Source organism: Allobosea sp. OAE752 (assembly GCF_050433265.1).
GTDB lineage: Bacteria > Pseudomonadota > Alphaproteobacteria > Rhizobiales > Beijerinckiaceae > Allobosea > Allobosea spartocytisi.
On record NZ_JBNPXO010000011.1, the window covers coordinates 124,982 to 142,482 of the forward strand.

Below are 17,501 nucleotides of genomic sequence, written 5' to 3' on the forward strand. Positions count from 1 at the left end.
CTTATTTGGATCATACGAAGCGAGGCCATGAAGCGTCAAGCGCGGAAATGCCACCGCGCAGCAAGCCGATGCGCCGGCCGGCTGTCCGGCAGCTGTCCCTGCGTGGAGCTATTGGCTGGAAGGAGCGCGCAGAACCACGTCGTCATCCCCGGGTTTGACCCGGGATCCATGCCAGAGCGCCTACGGTGGAAGGTTCAGGATGGATTTCGGCTCTCTGCATCGCAGCGGCCGGGATGAGCTGCGCTCCGACGAGAGGGAGCGCGCGAAGGAGCTGCGTGCAGCGCTTATGCGTTCGGACGGTCGACTGGCGGGGAGAGCGATTGTTTGGAGATAACGGAGCGTTGGTCGCGCAGCTCCCATCATTCGGGACGAGCCGCTTCAGCGGCGCCGATCCGGAATCCATCCTGGAATGCAGCGCTCGACGATGGATTCCGGGTCTCCGCTACGCTGCGCCCGGAATGACGGCACATTGACTGACCGGAATCAGTCGGTGATCTGGAGGCTTGAGGGCCCTGAACGTGGCGGCCGGACTCAGGCCGCAGCCGTTCGTCCGCCGAGATAGGCGGCACGGATTTCCTCGTTCGACCAGAGCTGGTCCGGCGTGCCCGAAAGCACGAGCTTGCCGGTTTCCAGCACATAGCCGCGATCCGCGACAGAGAGGCCCATCCGGGCGTTCTGCTCGACCAGCAGCACGGTCGTGCCCCGCCGCCTGATCTCGGCGATGATCGCGAAGACCGCCTGGACGATGACGGGGGCGAGGCCGAGCGACGGCTCGTCGAGCAGCAGGATGCGCGGCTTCGCCATCAGCCCGCGCGCGACCGCCACCATCTGCTGCTGACCGCCCGAGAGCGTCCAGCCCAGCGCATTGGAGAAGCGGCGGATGTCGGGGAAGAGGTCGAACATCTCGTCGGCCTCCCGCTTGATCTCGGCGGTTTTCATGCCGCGCCGGTTGGAAGCCCCGAGCATGATGTTCTCGCGCACGCTCAGGCCCGGAAACACGCGGCGGCCTTCAGGAACATGGGCGATGCCGCGGCGGACGATCTCCTCGGGCTTCAGCCCGACGATCGACTGGCCCTCGAAGAGGATGTCGCCCGAGGCCGGCTTCGCGAGGCCCGAGATGGCGCGCAAGGTGGTCGACTTGCCGGCTCCGTTTGACCCGAGCAGCGTCACGACCTCGCCGGCCTCGACGATGAGCGAGACGCCGTCGACGGCTTCGACTTCGCCGTAGCGGACGACAAGCGATTTGAGTTCAAGCAGCGACATCGGGACCCGTCCCCAGATAGGCGGCGATCACATCGGGGTGTTTCAGCACGTCGGCCGAATAGCCGTCGGCGATGCGGCGGCCGAAGTTCAGCACGGTGATGTGCTGCGCGACCTCGCTCACCAGCGTCATGTCGTGGTCGATGATCATGATGGTGAGGCCGCGCGCCGAGATGCGTTTGAGCAGGTTGCGCAGCTCCACCTTCTCCGAAGAGTTGAGGCCCGCGCCCGGCTCGTCGAGTAGGAGCAGGACGGGGTCGCCGGCCAGCGCCCGGGCGATCTCGACCGCGCGCTGATGGCCGTAGGAGAAGCTCGCCACCACCTCATTGGCGCGGTCTTCCAGGTCGACGAAGGCGAGAGCCGCCCGGGCCTGCGCCACCACGGCTGCAGGATCGTTCGCGACCGGGTTTCCGGGCCGTTCGGCACCGACCATGACGTTTTCCAGCGCCGTCATCGAGCGCCAGAGCCGGATGTTCTGGAAGGTGCGGCCGAGCCCGGCCTTGGTGCGGGCGTGCGGCGGCAGATTGGTGATGTCCTGCCCGTTGAGGGTGACGGTCCCGGCCGTGGCGCGGTAGAGGCCGGAGAGGACGTTCAGCGTCGTGGTCTTGCCTGAGCCGTTGGGGCCGATCAGCGCGTGGACCCCGCCGCGCCTGATCGTCAGATCGACCTCGTCGACCGCCTTCAGCCCGCCGAAATGCTTGGAAAGACCGCGCACCTCCAGGACGGTCTCGGAGCCTTCGCCGCCGCCCGACAGCGGGAGCGCCAGGCCGGAGCTGACTGGGAGGACGGCGCGCTTGAAGCGGTCGAGCCGGCCGCGCAGATAGCCCCAGATGCCATCCGGCATGAACAGCACGATCAGGATCACCGCCGCGCCGTAGATGGCGAGGTAAAGCCCGGGAATGCTCTTGAGGAAGCGCAGCCATTCCGGGATCAGGATCAGCAGCCCCGTGCCGATGACGGCGCCGATCGGCGAGGCGACGCCGCCGAGCAGCACCATGGTGAGGAACACCACCGATTCGGCGAAGGAGAACTGGTCCGGGCTGACATAGGAGAAGCCGCCGGCGAAGAGGCCGCCGCCGATGCCGCCGAGGACGGCGGACAACGCGAAGGCCGTGACCTTGGTCCGGTAGACGTCGATGCCGGCGACGCCCGCGGCGAGCTCGTTGTCGCGCACCGCCCGCATGGCGCGGCCCAGCCGCGTGTCGCGCAGGCGCCAGACCAGATAGCCGAGGATGCCCAGCACCGCGATGCACAGCGCGAGATAGGCCGAGCCGTCGCTGAAGAGAGGCGGGCGCGGGATGGCGCGGACACCGTCGGGCCCCTTGGTGACGGGGATCCAGTTGATCAGGACGAGGGTGACGATCTGCTGGAACGAGATCGTCACCATGGCGAGGTAATGGCCGCCGAGCCTGAGCGTCGAGGCGCCGAGCAGGGCACCGAAGCCGGCGGCGATGCCCGTGCCGATCAGGAGGCAAACCCAGAAGTTCAGGCCGTAATCGGTCTGGCCGAGGCCGACCGCATAGGCGCCGAGCCCGAAGAAGGCGGCCTGGGCCAGATTGATCTGGCCGCAGAGCCCGAGCACGATCGTCAGGCCGAGCACGGCGACCGCGTAGGTCGTCGCCTGCATCGAGATGTTGAGGATATAGCCGGTCTTGGGGACGACGATGGCGAGCGTCATCGCGACCAGGACGAGCAGGACATAGGCCGGGACGCCCCAGCGCAGGCGGGGGCGGATATCGCCGGCAGTCGCGGTGGTTTCGGTCGTGCTCATGCTTTTTCCGCCACGCGCTCGCCGAAGATGCCCTGCGGCCGGAAGATCAGGAAGGCGATCAGCACCAGGAAGGCGAAGCCGTCCTTGTAGGGCACCGAGATGTAGGCCGCCCCGAAGGTCTCGATGACGCCGAGCGCGAGCCCGCCGATGATCGCCCCGGTCACGTCGCCGAAGCCGCCGATGATGGTGGCGGCGAAGGCTTTCAGCGCGATGGTCGCGCCCATGCCGATCGAGACGAAGAGGACGGGCGCCACGAGAATGCCGGCGATGCCGCCGATTACCGCCGAATAGATGAAGGTGATCATGATCATCACCGCCACGGGGATGCCGAGCAGCGAGGCCATCTCCTTGTCCTGCGAGGTCGCCTGCAGCTTCTTGCCGAGCAGCGTATGCTCGAAGAACCAGTATTGCAGCGCCACCAGCAGCGCCGTCACGACGATGATGAGCAGATACTGGTTGTCGAGATAGACCGGGCCGAGCATGAAGCCGGGCGTGTCGAACCAGCCCGACAGCACCTCGGGCTCCGGCCCATGGATCGCCAGCGTCGTGTTGGCCATGAAGATCGAGGCGCCGATGGTCGAGATGATGACCGGCAGATAGGTGCGGTGGCGCAGCGGATAATAGACCGCACGATTGAAGACCGCGCCGAGCGCCGCCATGCCGAACAATGAGACGATGAAGGCGAGCCAGTAGGGCAGGCCGATCTTGACCGAGAAGACCACCATCAGGAAGGCCGCCACCATGGAGAACTCGCCTTGGGCGAAGTTCACGACGTTGGTGGCCCGGAAGATCAGGACGAAGCCCAGCGCGACCAGCGCATAGACCGAGCCGATGCCGATCCCGGTGAAAAGAAGCTGAAGAACGAGATCCATCTGTCTACCGCGCTGGCGTTGAAGCGATCGGTTCTCCGCGGTGAACGGTTTGGCCGTTCGCCGCGAAAGGCGTGACATGCGATGCGTCGGGCGTTGCCGCGCGGGGCTCGCGATCCGAGCCGCGCTTGGCGGCCGGCTTCCCGGCAGGAGCAGGGAAGCCGAGCAGCCTGAGGATCAGCCGAGATTCGGCGTGAAGTCGATCCGCTTGTCGAACTTGATCTCGCCCTTGTCGTTCTTGACGATGTTGTAGCCGTGCAGGCCGTCACCGTTCTTGTCGAAGTTGTATTCGCCCTCGGCGCCCTTGTGGCCGCGGATGGCAAGCATCGCCTCGCGAACCTTGTTGGGCTCGGTGGAGCCGGCCTTGTTCATCGCCATCGCCAGGCAGGTGACGGCGTCGAAGGTCCAGGACGACTGGTTGTCCGGCGCGACCTTCCGCACCTCGCGATAGGCCTTGCCGAAGGCCTTCGAGGCGTCGCTCGAATCCTCGGCATAGTCGGCCACGCCATAGGTGTTGTAGAGCGCCGGCCCCGCGAGCTTCAGCGCCGAGACGTTGACGATGGAAGGCGAGCCGACCCAGGGGATGTTGACGCCGAGCTGGCGCAATTGCCGGGCGAAGATGCCGAGGTCGGTCTCGAAGGTAAAATAGGTGCCGAGGATATCGGCGCCGGACTGCCGCACCGCCAGCACGACCGGCGTGAAGTCCTGGCTCTGGTTGGCATAGCCCTGGTCGAGAGCGAGCGTGGCGCCATTGTCGGGCAGGGCCTCGGTCAGCGCCTTGGCGCCGGCCGTGCCGAAGGCATCGGTCGAATGGACGATCGCCCATTTCTTCTTGCCGAGTTCCTTGCTGCCGTATTGCGCGATCACCTTGCCCGAATAGGAATCGTTCGGGCGGAAGCGGAAGAGCCAGGGATTGCCGAGCTTGGTCAGGTTCGGGTCGGTGCCGCCGAAGCCGACCGGCTTGCCGATCTTCAGCATGTCGGGCGCCATGGCGTGCATCTGCGTCGAGCGGATCGAGCCGAGGAAGGCGACGATGTCGGGTTGGCTGGCGAGCTTGGAGAAGGCGAGCACCGCACCGGGGTTGGTGGTCTGGTCGTCCTCGAAGATCAGCTCGAGTGGCTTGCCGAGCACGCCGCCGGCCTTGTTGACCTGCTCCAGCGCGATCTTGGCGCCGGTCTGGGCGAAGGAGCCGGATTCGGCGGCCGCGCCCGTCATCGGGACGACCATGCCGATCTTGACGGTGGCGCCCTGGGCGTAGGCACTGCGTATGACGGCCGGAGACACAATGGTGCCGGCAAGAGCGGTCGTGAACCCGCGACGGGTCAGGTGCATCGCTATCCTCCCAATTTAATGGATTAGATCGGATCTAGCCGCCCGATTGCCACCATGATGAATCATCTGCGCGCCGGTCTAAACCGCGTCTCTCCTCATTCTTTAGTCTATGCCGAACCTTGTTCCTTCCGCCCCCGCTGCCGTGATCAGTATGGGCGGATAGCGACCATAGCACCTTTGGAGTGACCGCGTTGAGCAAGCCCATTTTCGTCCTGAACGGCCCGAACCTGAATCTGCTCGGCCAGCGCGAGCCACATATCTACGGCACGACGATGCTGGCCGAGGTGAAACAGCTTTGCGAGGAGAAGGCGCGCACGCTGGGCTACGAGGTCGATTTTCGCCAGACCAATTTCGAGGGCGAACTGGTCGAGAGCGTGCATCAGGCCCGGCAGGAAGCCTGCGGCATCATCATCAACCCGGCCGGCTACAGTTTCACCTCGGTGGCACTGCTTGATTCGCTCAAGATGTTCGATGGCCCCAAGATCGAGCTGCACATCTCGAACATCCATGCGCGGGAAGCGATCTATCACAACTCGCTGGTCTCCCGCACCGCGACGGCGGTCATCGCCGGGCTGGGCGTCGCCGGCTACGCGCTCGCCATCCAGGCTATGGCGGGGCTCGTCGAGCGGAAGTAGGGGCCCGCAAGACGGCGGGATCGCTGTTGCTTCAGCGCCGCAGCATGCCCAGCACGGCCGCCACGGTCATGCTGCGGCGCCGGGCAAGGGCCTCCGGCGTGCACATGTCGTAGCCGAAGACCTGGCCGACCGTCGCCCGATGCGAGACATTGTAGATGCTGAGCGCGCTGATCGTGAGGGAGATGTCGAGCGGCTCGAGCCCGGGCTGGAACAGCCCTGCCGCAACACCACGCTCGTAGATGTTGCGGGTCACCTCGACGACGGAGCTGTTCAGGCCGGCGATGGTGCGCGAAGCCTTGAGATTCCGGGCATGATGCACGTTCTCGACCATCACCATGCGCACGAAATCGGGGTTTTCGACATGGTAGTCGAACGTGGCTTCCGCCAGCCGCGCCATCGCCTCGACCGGCGGCAGCGAGCCGAGATCGAGGCTGCGCTCGAAACTGCGGATGCCTTCATACATGGTTTCGAGGACGGCGCGGTAGAGCCCCTCCTTGTCGCCGAAGTAATAGTAGATCATCCGCTTGCTGGTCGCGGTCTTGGCCGCGATATCGTCGACCCTGGCGCCGCTCAGGCCGTTCTCGACGAATTCCGCGCGAGCGACCTCGAGAATGTTGCGGCGCACCCCTTCGGGATCCTGGGTCCAGGAGGCCTGGCGCCGCTTTTCGCGCGTGGTGATGACCGGGCTCGTCACGCTGCCGCTCTTGTCGAGCGAGCGTGACGGCGAGGGCCGGCCACGATGAAATGAACGGGGCGGTACATTGCGCTTGACCAATTGAACTAGCCGGTACATTTATCACTTCGCTGCGATGGTGCAAGCTGCGCGGTGTCCGGTGCCCGACAAGAGGCGCCGTCAGGGAAACGCCACGGATCGACCCAAAGAAGGTCGGCCGCCCAGGGAGAGAGAATGAACTACAAGCTCGACTTCACGCCCGTGATCGAGGGGCTGCCGGAGCTGTTGCTGGCGTGCCTCGGCACCTTCGGTCTCGCTCTGGGCGGCATGGCGCTGGCGATCGTGATCGGCGTCGGCGGCGTGATCCTGCGCGATTCCCGCTTCGCTCCCGTGCGTTGGCTGATCAAGGGCTTCGTCGAGCTGGTCCGGAACACGCCGTTCCTGGTGCAGATCTTCTTCATCTATTTCGCGCTGCCGCTGGCGGGCGTCCGGCTCGATCCGACGCCGACGGCGATCATCGCGCTCGGCCTCAATGGCGGCGCCTATGCCATCGAGATCATCCGCGGCGGCGTGCAGTCGATCGGCAAAGGCCAGATCGAGGCGGGGCTCGCGCTCGGCCTGCACAAGGCCCAGGTCTTCCGGCTGATCGTGCTGAAGCCGGCGCTGCGCGCGATCTTCCCGTCGCTGACCAGCCAGTTCGTGCTGCTGACCCTGTCGACCAGCATCTGCTCGGCGATCTCGGCTTACGAGCTCACCTCGGTGGCGCAGCGGATCGAGTCCGACAGCTTCCGCTCCTTCGAGGTCTACGGCACGATCACGCTGTTCTACCTCGTGATCTCCTGGGTGATGATGCGCTTCTTCGACGCGATCTCGACCCGTTACTTCAGCTATCCGGTGAAGTGAGGGCGCGATGGGATCGAACGAATTCCTCTTCCTGCTCACCGGTCTCAAATGGACCGTGCTGCTCTCGCTCGTCGGCTTCGTCGGCGGCGGCGTGTTCGGGCTCGCGGTCGCGCTGCTGCGCACCTCCGGCATCGCTCCGCTCGAACGGGGTTCGAGGAGCTACATCTCGCTCTTCCAGGGCACGCCGCTCCTGATGCAGCTCTTCGTGGTCTATTACGGGCTTGCCCTGGTCGGCTTGAAGCTCGATGCCTGGGTCGCGGTCGCGATCGGCTTCACGCTCCATGCCAGCGCCTATCTCGGCGAGATCTGGCGAGGCTCGATCGAGGCCGTGCCGAAGGGGCAGACCGAGGCCGCCAAGGCGCTCAGCCTGCATTACGTCTCGCGCATGAAGGACGTCATCCTGCCGCAGGCGATCCGCATCTCGCTGCCGGCGACGGTCGGTTTCCTGGTCCAGCTCATCAAGGGCACGTCGCTGGCCGCCATCGTCGGCTTCACCGAGCTGACCCGGGCCGGCAACATCATCTCCAACCAGACCTTCAAGCCGCTGCTGGTCTTCGGGATCGTCGGCATCCTGTATTTCCTGATCTGCTGGCCGCTCTCGCTCTACGGATCGCATCTGGAGCGCCGCATGGCCGTCGCATCGCGCTGAGGCCGACAACACGTTCACCGCAGAAGCCCAACCACCAACGACAGAGGGAGAGAAACATGACCAAGACCACACGCCGCAGCATTCTTGCCGCCGGTGCCGCTGCGCTCGCGCTGCCCGCGCTGCTCGGCAGCCCGGCCCAGGCCATCACCCCGGCCGAGATCAAGGCCCGCGGCAAGATCATCGTGGGCATCCAGGGCGACAACCCGCCCTGGGGCTTCGTCACCAGCGCCGGCAAGCAGGACGGCCTCGACGCCGACATCGCGACGCTCTTCGCCAAGGAACTCGGCGTGCAGGTCGAGTTCGTGCCGCTCGAGGTCAACAACCGCATCCCGGCGCTGACGACGGGCCGCGTCGACGTGCTCTTCGCCACCATGGCGATGCTGCCGGAGCGTGCCAAGGCGGTGCAGTTCTCGAAGCCTTACGTCGCCAATACCATCGTGCTGATCGGCCCCAAGAAGGACAAGATCACCACCAACGAGGATATGGCGAAGTACACCATCGGCGTCGCCAAGGGCGCGGCGCAGGACACGCAGGTCACCAAGAATGCCCCCTCCGGCACCACCATTCGCCGCTATGACGGCGATGCGCCCTCGATCCAGGCGCTGGTCTCCGGCCAGGTCCAGGCGCTCGGCGGCAACATCTTCTACATGCAGCGCATCGAGCAGGGCCGGCCGGGCGAGTTCGAGAACAAGCTCGAATTCCAGAACCTCTACAACGGCGCCTGCACCCGTCTCGGCGAGAAGGAGATCAACGCGGCGATCAATACCTTCATCGACAAGATCAAGGCCAATGGCGAGCTGCAGAAGGTCTACGACAAGTGGATGAAGGTGCCGGTGCACAAGTTCCCGGACAGCCTCGAAGGCATCACCTTCACCGCGAGCTGAACCAGCACTGATCGGGAACAGGGCCATGAACCAGCCTGCCGCGCAAAACACCGCCGCGACGGACGCCATGATCGCCATGGCGCATGTCGAGAAATGGTATGGCGACTTCAAGGCCCTGACCGACATCAACCTCGCGGTCCGCAAAGGCGAGCGCATCGTGCTTTGCGGGCCGTCGGGCTCGGGCAAGTCGACGCTGATCCGCTGCATCAACCATCTGGAGAGCTACCAGAAGGGCGAGATCAGGGTCGGCGGTACCAGGTTGGGCGACGATGCCAGGACGATCGACGCGGTGCGCCGCGAGGTCGGCATGGTCTTCCAGCACTTCAACCTGTTCCCGCATATGACCGCGCTGCAGAACTGCATGCTGGCGCCGATGCGATCGCTCGGCGTGAGCAAGGCCGAGGCCGAGGCCACCGCCCGCAAGCTGCTCGGCCGCGTCAAGATTCTCGAACAGGCGGAGAAATACCCGGCGCAGCTCTCGGGCGGCCAGCAGCAGCGCGTCGCGATCGCGCGCGCCTTGTGCATGAAGCCGAAGGTCATGCTGTTCGACGAGCCAACCTCGGCGCTCGACCCCGAAATGGTCAAGGAGGTGCTCGACACCATGATCAGCCTCGCCGAGGAGGGCATGACCATGATCTGCGTCACCCATGAGATGGGTTTTGCCCGGCAGGTGGCGAACCGGGTCATCTTCATGGCCTCGGGCGCGATCGTCGAGGAAGCGCCGCCGCAGGAATTCTTCAGCAATCCGCGCCATGAACGGACGCGCCAATTCCTCGGCGAAATCCTGCACAAGCACTGAACGTCTCAGAACCAGCAACGGACCGCGATCGATGTCCCGTCTCGTCTATGTCCTCAACGGACCGAACCTCAATCTGCTCGGCAAGCGCCAGCCGCATATCTACGGCCACGAGACGCTGGCCGATGTCGAGCGCGACTGCCGCAAGCTGGCGGAGGAGCTGAAGCTCGAACTGCGCTTCCACCAGTCCAATCGCGAATACGAGCTGATCGACTGGATCCATGAGGCGCGCGAGGACGGTGCCGGCATCGTCATCAACCCGGCCGCCTTCACCCATACTTCGGTCGCGCTGCTCGATGCGCTCAACACCTTCGAGGGACCGGTGATCGAATGCCATATCTCGCAGGTGCATAAGCGCGAGGCCTTCCGCCACCATTCCTATGTCTCGATGCGCTCCGACGGCGTGATCGCCGGCTTCGGCACCCAGGGCTACCAGCTGGGCTTGAGGCGCATCGCGAAGCTCATCGACGACGCAGCCAAGTGATGGCGGGCAGGCACGGATTCCAACGGAATTGAGCATGGCACCGGTCAAACTCGCAGTCATGGGCGCCGGCCTGATCGGCCGACGTCATGCCGAGCATGTCGCGCGGGAGCCGGGCGCGCTGCTCTCGGCCATCGTCGACCCCTCCGAGGTCGGGCGCGATCTGGCCGAGCGCCTCGGCACGCGCTGGCATCGCAGCCTTGCCGATCTGGTCGCGGTGGACAGGCCGGAGGGCGTGATCATCGCGACGCCGAACCGGCTCCATGTCGAGAACGGGCTGGAAGCGATCGAGGCCGGCATCCCCGCCATCGTCGAGAAGCCGCTGGCCGACGATCTTGCCGGCGCGGCCCGTCTCGTCGCAGCCGCGGAGCGGGCTGGCTTACCGCTGCTGACCGGTCATCACCGCCGCTACAATCCGATGATCGCCAAGGCGAAGGAGATCGTCGAGAGCGGCCGGCTCGGCCGGGTGCTCGCGATCCAGGGCCATTTCTGGCTGATGAAGCCGGACGACTATTTCGAGGTCGGCTGGCGCCGCGAAGAGGGGGCAGGGCCGATCCTGCTCAACCTCATTCACGACGTCGATCTCTTCCGCCATCTCTGCGGCGAGGTCGTCTCCGTGCAGGCGCTGAGCTCGAATGCGGTGAGGGGGCACGCGGTCGAGGAGACGGCCGCGATCCTGCTGCGCTTTGCCAATGGCGTGCTCGCGACCGTCACGGTCTCCGACACCATCGTCGCGCCCTGGAGCTGGGAGCTGACGACCGGCGAGAACCCGGCCTATCCGCAGCAGGACCAGTCCTGCTACCAGATCGGCGGGACGCATGGTTCACTCACCATCCCGCAGCTCGAAATCTGGTCGAACCGCGACAAGCGGAGCTGGTGGGAGCCGCTTGTGCGCGAGCGCATTCCCTTCGTTCCGGACGACCCGCTGGCGCGCCAGATCCGCCATTTCTGCGATGTCATCCGCAACGGCGTCGCACCGATCGCCTCGGGCCGCGAAGGCCTTGCCACGCTCACCGTGATCGACGCCGTCAAGCGGGCGGCCCGCTCGGGCGAAACCGTCGTCCTCACCGAGCCGGCGGCGAGCGCAGCATGATCACCGGAACCACACGGCTCATCGCCCATCTCGGCTACCCGACCGAGAGCTTCAAGGCGCCGATGATCTACAACCCCTATTTCGAGCGCGAGGGGATCGACGCCGTCGTCGTGCCGATGGGCTGTCGGGCCGAGGACTATCCGGACTTCCTGAAGCTGGTCTTCCGGCTTTCGAATGCCCATGGCGCGCTGGTGACGATGCCGCACAAGGTCACCACGACCGGGCTCGTCGACGTCCTGCTGCCGACGGCGGCGATCGCCGGCGCCTGCAACGCCGTGCGTCGCGAGGCCGATGGCCGCCTGACCGGCGAGATGTTCGACGGCGAGGGCTTCGTGCGCGGCGTGCTGCGCAAGGGGCGCGCCATCCCCGGCAAGCGGGCGCTGGTGCTGGGCGCCGGCGGCGTCGGCTCCGCCATTGCTGCGTCTCTCGCCAAGGCCGGCGTCAGCGAGCTCGGCCTCTACGACATCAACGCGGCCGCAGCCAAGGCGCTGGGCGCGCGGCTTGCGCGCTACTATCCCGCGCTCGGCGTGTCCCTGGCATCCAATGATCCTGCCGGCTTCGACATCGTCGTCAATGCCACGCCGCTCGGGATGAAGCCGGGCGATCCGCTGCCGCTCGACATCGCCCGGCTCGATGCCGCGACCTTCGTCGGCGAGGTGGTGATGGCCGAAGAGATCACGCCGTTCCTCGCGGCGGCGCGTGCGCGTGGCTGCGAGGTCCAGGTCGGCAAGGACATGCTGTTCGAGCAGATCCCCGCCTATCTGGAGTTCTTCGGCTTCCCCTCGACCACGGCCGAGGATTTGCGCAGCGTCGCCCGGCTCGGCTGAGTGCGTCCCTTCCATCTCCAATGTTGACTCTGACGGCGCCGTAGCGGCTGCGGCTGCCTGTCAGGCTGGAAGCCGGACGGTGCTGCCGCTTTCGGACGCCGTCTTGACCGCGAGCGTCGCCTCCAACGTGCGCAAGCCGTCGCGGCCGCTGATGACGGGTTCTTCCTGGCGCAGGGAGACGGCGGCGAAATGCCGGGCCTGGCGGCGATAGGAGCTCTCGACGCTGATGGCGAGCTTGTCCTCGCTCAATTCGCTGAGCCAGCCCGGCTCGCCCGCGCCGCGATAGCTGAAATGGCGGACATCCGGCAGGGTCAGCGAGCCTTCCGAGCCGGCGAAGACATGGGAGGAAACCTTCTGGCGTTTCAGCTTGTCCGCCGTGTCCGACATCTGGTCGAATTCACCGGAGGCTAGGTCCCAGCTGAAGGGCGAGGCCGCCGTGTCGGAGAGGCTGATCGTGCCGAGCGCGCCGTTGCGGAAGCGCAGCAATACGGCGGCGGTGTCCTCCACCGGGAAGCCACGTACCGTCGAAGAGCTCAGCGCCTGCAGGCTGTCGATTTCGCCGAAGACATAGCGGATCAGGTCGATCTCGTGGATCAGGTTGATCAGGATCGGGCCGCCGCTCGCGGTGTCGCGACGCCAGCCGAGGTTGAAATAGCTCTCCGGCTTGAGCTGCGTGTAGATCACGGTGGCGATGGCCGGCTTGCCGATGAGGCCGTCCGCTATGGCCTGGCGCACCGCCCGGACCGCCGGATTGTGCCGGCGGTGATGGCCGACCAACACCGGGACATTTTTCGCCTCGGCGGCATCGCAGAGCCGACGCGCCGCCTCGACGCTTTCGGCGATCGGCTTCTCGACGAGAACCGCGATGTCGCGGGCGATGCAGTCGAGCGCCATGGGGACGTGCTGGTCGTTGGGCGTGGCGATGACGACGCCGTCAAGGCGCTCGGCCTCGATCATCGCGCGATGGTCGTCATACGCTTTGACGTTGCGGCTGGCCGCATGGTCGCGTGCGGCCGGCGTGGGATCGGAGATGGCGACGACCTCGGCATTCTCCGTCTCCTGCAACACAGCAAGATGGGTCTTTCCGATCGTGCCGAGGCCGATGATCCCGATCCGCGCGCGCGCCATGATGTCCTCCGATGTGATCTGTGAACTTGAAGGTTGGGAAATGATTGCAGCCCACGGCGCCCTTGCATGTGCGGCCCGGGCGGGGAGCCTAAGCGGCCGCTAGACGATCCTGACCGTCCGCACCCGGACGATACCGAGCTTTGCCGTCCCCTCGGATATTGCGGCGATCTGCAGCGCGGCTCGGTCCGCGCCGGCGACGTCGCTGAAATAAAGATGGAAGAAGCTGTCGACCCGCTGACTCGCCCCTTCGGAGCCGGGGCGCGGGATTGTCGAGGCGACATCGTCCCGGATGGACTGGACAAAGCCCGGCAACCGCCGCAACGCGGTCTCGATAGGCTCCAGCCCGGCCCGGTCGCCGCCATGCGCCGCAAGGACGATGAGCTTGCCTTGCTCCTCGGCCATGCGGATGCTCGAAGCTCCGATCACGTAGCCGGTGGTGTTCCCGAGAAAGTGCGGCTCGTCGGCCCTGACGGCCCGCACCGTCTCGGCGGTGAAGGCCTTCTCCATGGCGTCGGCATCGTCGAACCCGAGCTCCACGATGCCGCTGATGCGGAAGGGCACAGGCTCGTACACCACCTCGACATGGTTCTGCACATAGCTGCGGATGGCGGGGAGGCGGGCGACCAGCGGCCCATGCCGCTCCTGCCAGTGATGCGAGAAGAAGGCCGGATCGTCGCCGGGCCTCTTTTCGAGAATGGACATGCGTTTGAACATGGCATGGTCCTCATGCCGGGAGAGGTCGAGGCCTCTCCCGCGTAGCCGCCTCAGGCCGCCACGGATTCATCGGCCTGGACCACGCCGAGCAGCCTGGCCTGCAAGGCATGATCCTTCTCGAGATCGCCGGCGTCGCCGGCGAAGGCGATGCGGCCGTTGACCAGCACGACCGCCCTGTCGACGATCGGCAGCACGGTCTCGGCATGATGCTCGACAATGACCATCGCGACCTTGCCGCGCAGCTTGACGAGCGCCGCCATCACCTCCTCGACGACCGAGGGGGCGAGCCCCTCGAAAGGCTCGTCGAGCAGGACGAGCTTGCTCGGCACGACGAGGGCGCGCGCAATCGCCACCATCTGGCGTTCGCCGCCGGAGAGGTTCTCGGCCTTGGCCTTCTGCCGGGCGCGCAGGCGCGGGAAGAGCTCGAAGCACTGCTCGATGCTCAAGCCCCCGGCGCGCTGGGCGATCTGCAGGTTCTCGACCACCGTGAGGTTGGGGAAGAGCCGGCGGCCCTCTGGCACCAGCGAGATGCCGAGCCGGTTGATCTCATAGGGCTTGCGCGCGCCGATATCCGTGCTCGCGAAGCTGAGTGAGCCTGCGTCCAGCGGCAACGTGCCGGTCAGCGCTCGCAGCAGCGTGGTCTTGCCGACGCCGTTGCGGCCGAGCAGGGCGATCGCCTCGCCTTCATGGACCGTGATGTCGACCCCGTTCAGCACGGTGCTGCCGCCGTAACCGACCGCCAGCGCCCTGGCCTCCAGCAACGGCTTGCCTGCGGCATGCGCCACGCGCTCGACCGCGGGCGGCGCCTTGGACTCGCCCTTGGCTGTGCCGAGATAGGCGGCGATCACCTCCGGATTGCGCGCGACCTCGGCGGGCTTTCCGTCGGCGATCATCCGGCCCTGGTGCAGGACGGAGATGCGGTCCGAAATCGCCAGAACCCGGTCGATATCGTGCTCAATCAGGAGCACGGCGTGCTTCTTCGACAGGTTGCGGATCAGCTCCGCGACGATCTGCCGGTCGGCCTCGGCCAGCCCGGCGAGCGGCTCGTCGAGCAGGAGCAGCTTGGAATCGATCGCGAGCGTGACGGCGATCTCGAGCAGGCGCTTGGCGCCGTGCGGCAGGTTCATGCACGGGTCCGCCGCCCGGTCCGCGAGCCCCACCGCATCGAGGATCGACCATGTCCGCTCGTTCAGCGGCGCGATGTCGTGGGCGTCCCTGAAGAAGCCGAGCGCGCCGTGCCGCTGCGCCTGCACCGCGACCCGGACGTTCTCGAAGACCGAGAGGTTCGGGAAGATCGAGAGGATCTGGAAGGAGCGGCTGATGCCGAGCCGGGCGCGGGCATACATCGGCAGCTTCGTGATGTCCTTGCCCTCGAACAGGATCGTGCCTCCGCTCGGCGGCAGGACGCCGGTCAGCATGTTGTAGAAGGTGGTCTTGCCGGCGCCGTTGGGGCCGATGATCGAGTGCAGCACGAAGGGGCGCACCTCGAGGTCGATCTCCTTGGCGGTCACCAGACTGCCGAAGCTCTTGCTCAGCTTGCGCGTTTCGAGCACCGGTTTGTCAGGGTCCATCGCCTGGGCCGTGCTCTCATAGGGCTCGATCACGGCGGGGCGCGGCGGGATGGTGTTGCGGGTCAGCGTCCAGCGCTGGTTGCGGCGCAGGCGCTGCACCAGTCCCTGAATGCCCTCGGGGGAGAAGAGCGCGAAGACGATGATGATCGGCGCGAAGATCAGCCACCAATTCTCGGTGATGGCGGAAAGCCGGTTCTCCAGGACGATGAAGGCGATCGCGCCCCAGAGCGGCCCGAGGAAATGATGCACGCCGCCGAGCACGGTCATCAGCAGCGAGTCGCCGGCGCGCTGCCAGCCGAGATTGTTGGCGTAGACGCCTTGCAGCATCAACGTCAGCAGGGAGCCGGCATAACCGACGAGGCCGGCCATCATGACGAAGGCGAGGAGCTTCACCAGATAGGTGTTGTAGCCGAGGCTGCTCGCCCTCTGCTCGTTGTCGCGGACGGCCTGCAGGACGCGGCCGAACGGCGCATGGACCAGCCGCCAGAGGAACCACATGGCGAGCAGCACCGTGGCGAGCGCGAAGAGATGGAACTGCATCTCGGTGTGGAAGCTGGTGCGAGGCACGCCCTGAAGGCCGTTCTCGCCGCCGGTCACGGCCGTCCATTTATAGGCGACCTCGAAGGCGATCTGCGAGCAGGCGAGCGTCAGCAGCGAAAAATAGAGGCCGCGCCGGCGCAGGATCAGCGCGCCGAGCACGGCTGCCAGCGCCATCGAAAGCAGCACGGAGAGGAGCAGGGCCGCGATGTCCTGCTTGACCGGCCCGAGAAGCAGCAGGGCGGCGAAGTAGCTGGCGCAGCCGAAGAAGACGGAGGCTCCGAAGGGCACCAGCCCGGTATAGCCGACGAGCAGGTTCACGCCGGCGCCATAGAGCGTGTAGATCGCGATCTGGGTGATCAGGTTGACTGGGGCGCCCTGGGCCATCCAAGCCAGGGTGAGCCCTGCGAAGACGATCGCTATCCAGAGGATCGGGCTGGTCAGGATGGAGCGGAGTCTCATTCGAACCTCTCCCAGCGCTCGCCGAACAGGCCGCGCGGACGGATGAGCAGGATGGCGGCCATCAGCACGTACATCGCGGCGCCTGACCAGACCGGGGCGAACTGGATGGTCATGGCCGTGGTGATGCCGACGAGAAGGCCGGCGATGATCGCGCCGGAATAGGAGCCGAGCCCGCCGATGGTGACGATGACGAAGGCGGGCATGATGGCGCCTGAGGCCATGCTGGGGATGACCGTCCAGAGCGGCCCGGCCAGCATGCCGGCCAGCCCCGCCAGCAAGCAGCCGATGCCGAAGACGCCGGAAAGCACGATCGGCAGGTTGATGCCGAGCAGGCCGACCATTTCGGCATCGCGCGAGCCGGCGCGGATGATCCGCCCGAAGGGCGTGAAGCGCAGGAAGGCCCAGAAGCTGATCAGCGCCAGCACCGTCACGATCAACACCGTCATGCGGTATTTCGTGATCAGGATCGGTCCGTATTCGACGAAGCCGGAGAGGATGGCCGGCGGGCTGAACGGAACCGGGGCGCCGCCGAAGATGAGCCGCAGGATCGCTTCGGCCAGCAGGGCGAGCGCGAAGGTCAGGATCAGGCCGAGCAGCGGCTCCTTGCCGTAGAGCTGCCGGATCAACGTCATCTCGACGACCATGCCGATGGCGCCCACGATGAGCGGCGAGAGCAGGGCGGCGGGCCAGCCGAAATCGCGGGCGAGCACCAAAGCGAGATAGGCGCCGATGGCGAAGAACGAGCCGTGGGCGAAGTTCACGATACCCAGCATGCCGAAGATGATCGACAGGCCGATCGCGATGAGAACGTAGAGAAAGCCCAGGATGAGGCCGTTCACCGCCTGGGAGATGATCATGTCGAGCATGGCATGGCCCCTCCCGCGCCGGCACGGATCGGGCTGCCGGGCGGGGAAGG

At 66.1% G+C, this 17,501-nt stretch carries 17 protein-coding genes; 8 read left to right on the forward strand and 9 right to left on the reverse strand.

Going from position 1 to position 17,501, the window contains the following annotated elements; genetic code table 11:
* Positions 1-531 precede the first annotated feature (531 nt).
* The 4 genes from GGC47_RS23550 to GGC47_RS23565 all read right to left on the reverse strand — a co-directional run bounded on the left by GGC47_RS23550 (position 532) and on the right by GGC47_RS23565 (position 5,232).
* Positions 532-1,263 carry an ABC transporter ATP-binding protein gene (locus GGC47_RS23550; RefSeq protein ID WP_038365605.1) on the reverse strand — a complete coding sequence of 244 codons (732 nt, stop codon included), beginning with the start codon at positions 1,261-1,263 and terminating at the stop codon, positions 532-534.
* The gene (locus GGC47_RS23555; protein WP_142022682.1) at positions 1,250-3,031 is read right to left on the reverse strand and encodes a branched-chain amino acid ABC transporter ATP-binding protein/permease; all 1,782 of its coding nucleotides are present in this window, start codon (positions 3,029-3,031) and stop codon (positions 1,250-1,252) included. Before GGC47_RS23555 ends, GGC47_RS23550 begins: the two co-directional genes overlap by 14 nt.
* Positions 3,028-3,903, reverse strand: a complete 876-nt coding sequence (locus GGC47_RS23560) for a branched-chain amino acid ABC transporter permease (RefSeq protein WP_038365609.1) — start codon at positions 3,901-3,903, stop codon at positions 3,028-3,030. The genes GGC47_RS23555 and GGC47_RS23560 overlap by 4 nt, the downstream gene beginning before the upstream one ends.
* A gap of 174 nt (positions 3,904-4,077) precedes the next feature.
* Complete coding sequence (locus tag GGC47_RS23565; RefSeq protein WP_038365612.1) at positions 4,078-5,232, reverse strand: ABC transporter substrate-binding protein; 1,155 nt, start codon at positions 5,230-5,232, stop codon at positions 4,078-4,080.
* 191 nt (positions 5,233-5,423) lie between these two features.
* Between GGC47_RS23565 and GGC47_RS23570 the strand changes: the two genes are divergently transcribed.
* Entirely contained in the window at positions 5,424-5,867 is a 444-nt protein-coding gene (locus GGC47_RS23570) for a type II 3-dehydroquinate dehydratase (protein WP_142022683.1), read from the forward strand.
* 31 nt (positions 5,868-5,898) lie between these two features.
* On the opposite strand, the gene GGC47_RS23575 is transcribed toward GGC47_RS23570, so the two are convergent.
* Positions 5,899-6,561, reverse strand: a complete 663-nt coding sequence (locus tag GGC47_RS23575) for a TetR/AcrR family transcriptional regulator (RefSeq protein ID WP_051988291.1) — start codon at positions 6,559-6,561, stop codon at positions 5,899-5,901.
* Positions 6,562-6,774: 213 nt separating this feature from the next.
* Between GGC47_RS23575 and GGC47_RS23580 the strand changes: the two genes are divergently transcribed.
* Genes GGC47_RS23580 through GGC47_RS23610 form a run of 7 tightly spaced genes read left to right on the forward strand, consistent with a single transcriptional unit; the run spans position 6,775 to position 12,173 of the window.
* Positions 6,775-7,443, forward strand: coding sequence for an amino acid ABC transporter permease (locus tag GGC47_RS23580; RefSeq protein ID WP_142022684.1), 669 nt, complete (start codon positions 6,775-6,777; stop codon positions 7,441-7,443).
* 7 nt (positions 7,444-7,450) lie between these two features.
* Positions 7,451-8,092: an amino acid ABC transporter permease gene (locus tag GGC47_RS23585; protein ID WP_038365618.1), complete on the forward strand. Its 642-nt coding sequence runs from the start codon at positions 7,451-7,453 to the stop codon at positions 8,090-8,092.
* A gap of 56 nt (positions 8,093-8,148) precedes the next feature.
* Positions 8,149-8,976 (forward strand): transporter substrate-binding domain-containing protein, encoded by an 828-nt coding sequence (locus GGC47_RS23590; RefSeq protein ID WP_038365619.1) that lies wholly within the window; start codon positions 8,149-8,151, stop codon positions 8,974-8,976.
* Positions 8,977-9,001: 25 nt separating this feature from the next.
* Complete coding sequence (locus GGC47_RS23595) at positions 9,002-9,775, forward strand: amino acid ABC transporter ATP-binding protein (RefSeq protein ID WP_370955836.1); 774 nt, start codon at positions 9,002-9,004, stop codon at positions 9,773-9,775.
* A gap of 31 nt (positions 9,776-9,806) precedes the next feature.
* Positions 9,807-10,256 (forward strand): type II 3-dehydroquinate dehydratase, encoded by a 450-nt coding sequence (gene aroQ, locus GGC47_RS23600; RefSeq protein ID WP_038365623.1) that lies wholly within the window; start codon positions 9,807-9,809, stop codon positions 10,254-10,256.
* Positions 10,257-10,290: 34 nt separating this feature from the next.
* Complete coding sequence (locus GGC47_RS23605) at positions 10,291-11,346, forward strand: Gfo/Idh/MocA family protein (protein WP_142022685.1); 1,056 nt, start codon at positions 10,291-10,293, stop codon at positions 11,344-11,346.
* Entirely contained in the window at positions 11,343-12,173 is an 831-nt protein-coding gene (locus GGC47_RS23610) for a shikimate dehydrogenase family protein (protein WP_142022686.1), read from the forward strand. Before GGC47_RS23605 ends, GGC47_RS23610 begins: the two co-directional genes overlap by 4 nt.
* Before the next feature lie 60 nt (positions 12,174-12,233).
* On the opposite strand, the gene GGC47_RS23615 is transcribed toward GGC47_RS23610, so the two are convergent.
* The 4 genes from GGC47_RS23615 to GGC47_RS23630 all read right to left on the reverse strand — a co-directional run bounded on the left by GGC47_RS23615 (position 12,234) and on the right by GGC47_RS23630 (position 17,451).
* Positions 12,234-13,301, reverse strand: coding sequence for a Gfo/Idh/MocA family protein (locus GGC47_RS23615; protein ID WP_142022687.1), 1,068 nt, complete (start codon positions 13,299-13,301; stop codon positions 12,234-12,236).
* Between the two features lie 99 nt (positions 13,302-13,400).
* Positions 13,401-14,015, reverse strand: a complete 615-nt coding sequence (locus GGC47_RS23620) for an EthD domain-containing protein (protein ID WP_142022688.1) — start codon at positions 14,013-14,015, stop codon at positions 13,401-13,403.
* A gap of 50 nt (positions 14,016-14,065) precedes the next feature.
* Entirely contained in the window at positions 14,066-16,585 is a 2,520-nt protein-coding gene (locus tag GGC47_RS23625; RefSeq protein ID WP_142022689.1) for a branched-chain amino acid ABC transporter ATP-binding protein/permease, read from the reverse strand.
* The gene (locus GGC47_RS23630; protein WP_038365633.1) at positions 16,582-17,451 is read right to left on the reverse strand and encodes a branched-chain amino acid ABC transporter permease; all 870 of its coding nucleotides are present in this window, start codon (positions 17,449-17,451) and stop codon (positions 16,582-16,584) included. Before GGC47_RS23630 ends, GGC47_RS23625 begins: the two co-directional genes overlap by 4 nt.
* Positions 17,452-17,501 lie beyond the last annotated feature (50 nt).

Excerpts from the sequence above, each read along its gene's own strand:
- GGC47_RS23550 (WP_038365605.1), bottom strand. The coding sequence starts at position 1,263 with ATGTCGCTGCTTGAACTCAAATCGCTTGTCGTCCGCTACGGCGAAGTC.
- GGC47_RS23590 (WP_038365619.1), top strand. The coding sequence starts at position 8,149 with ATGACCAAGACCACACGCCGCAGCATTCTTGCCGCCGGTGCCGCTGCG.
- aroQ (WP_038365623.1), top strand. The coding sequence starts at position 9,807 with ATGTCCCGTCTCGTCTATGTCCTCAACGGACCGAACCTCAATCTGCTC.
- GGC47_RS23630 (WP_038365633.1), bottom strand. The coding sequence starts at position 17,451 with ATGCTCGACATGATCATCTCCCAGGCGGTGAACGGCCTCATCCTGGGC.
- GGC47_RS23555 (WP_142022682.1), bottom strand. The coding sequence starts at position 3,031 with ATGAGCACGACCGAAACCACCGCGACTGCCGGCGATATCCGCCCCCGC.
- GGC47_RS23585 (WP_038365618.1), top strand. The coding sequence starts at position 7,451 with ATGGGATCGAACGAATTCCTCTTCCTGCTCACCGGTCTCAAATGGACC.
- GGC47_RS23615 (WP_142022687.1), bottom strand. The coding sequence starts at position 13,301 with ATGGCGCGCGCGCGGATCGGGATCATCGGCCTCGGCACGATCGGAAAG.
- GGC47_RS23610 (WP_142022686.1), top strand. The coding sequence starts at position 11,343 with ATGATCACCGGAACCACACGGCTCATCGCCCATCTCGGCTACCCGACC.
- GGC47_RS23605 (WP_142022685.1), top strand. The coding sequence starts at position 10,291 with ATGGCACCGGTCAAACTCGCAGTCATGGGCGCCGGCCTGATCGGCCGA.
- GGC47_RS23625 (WP_142022689.1), bottom strand. The coding sequence starts at position 16,585 with ATGAGACTCCGCTCCATCCTGACCAGCCCGATCCTCTGGATAGCGATC.
- GGC47_RS23565 (WP_038365612.1), bottom strand. The coding sequence starts at position 5,232 with ATGCACCTGACCCGTCGCGGGTTCACGACCGCTCTTGCCGGCACCATT.
- GGC47_RS23580 (WP_142022684.1), top strand. The coding sequence starts at position 6,775 with ATGAACTACAAGCTCGACTTCACGCCCGTGATCGAGGGGCTGCCGGAG.
- GGC47_RS23620 (WP_142022688.1), bottom strand. The coding sequence starts at position 14,015 with ATGTTCAAACGCATGTCCATTCTCGAAAAGAGGCCCGGCGACGATCCG.
- GGC47_RS23560 (WP_038365609.1), bottom strand. The coding sequence starts at position 3,903 with ATGGATCTCGTTCTTCAGCTTCTTTTCACCGGGATCGGCATCGGCTCG.
- GGC47_RS23595 (WP_370955836.1), top strand. The coding sequence starts at position 9,002 with ATGAACCAGCCTGCCGCGCAAAACACCGCCGCGACGGACGCCATGATC.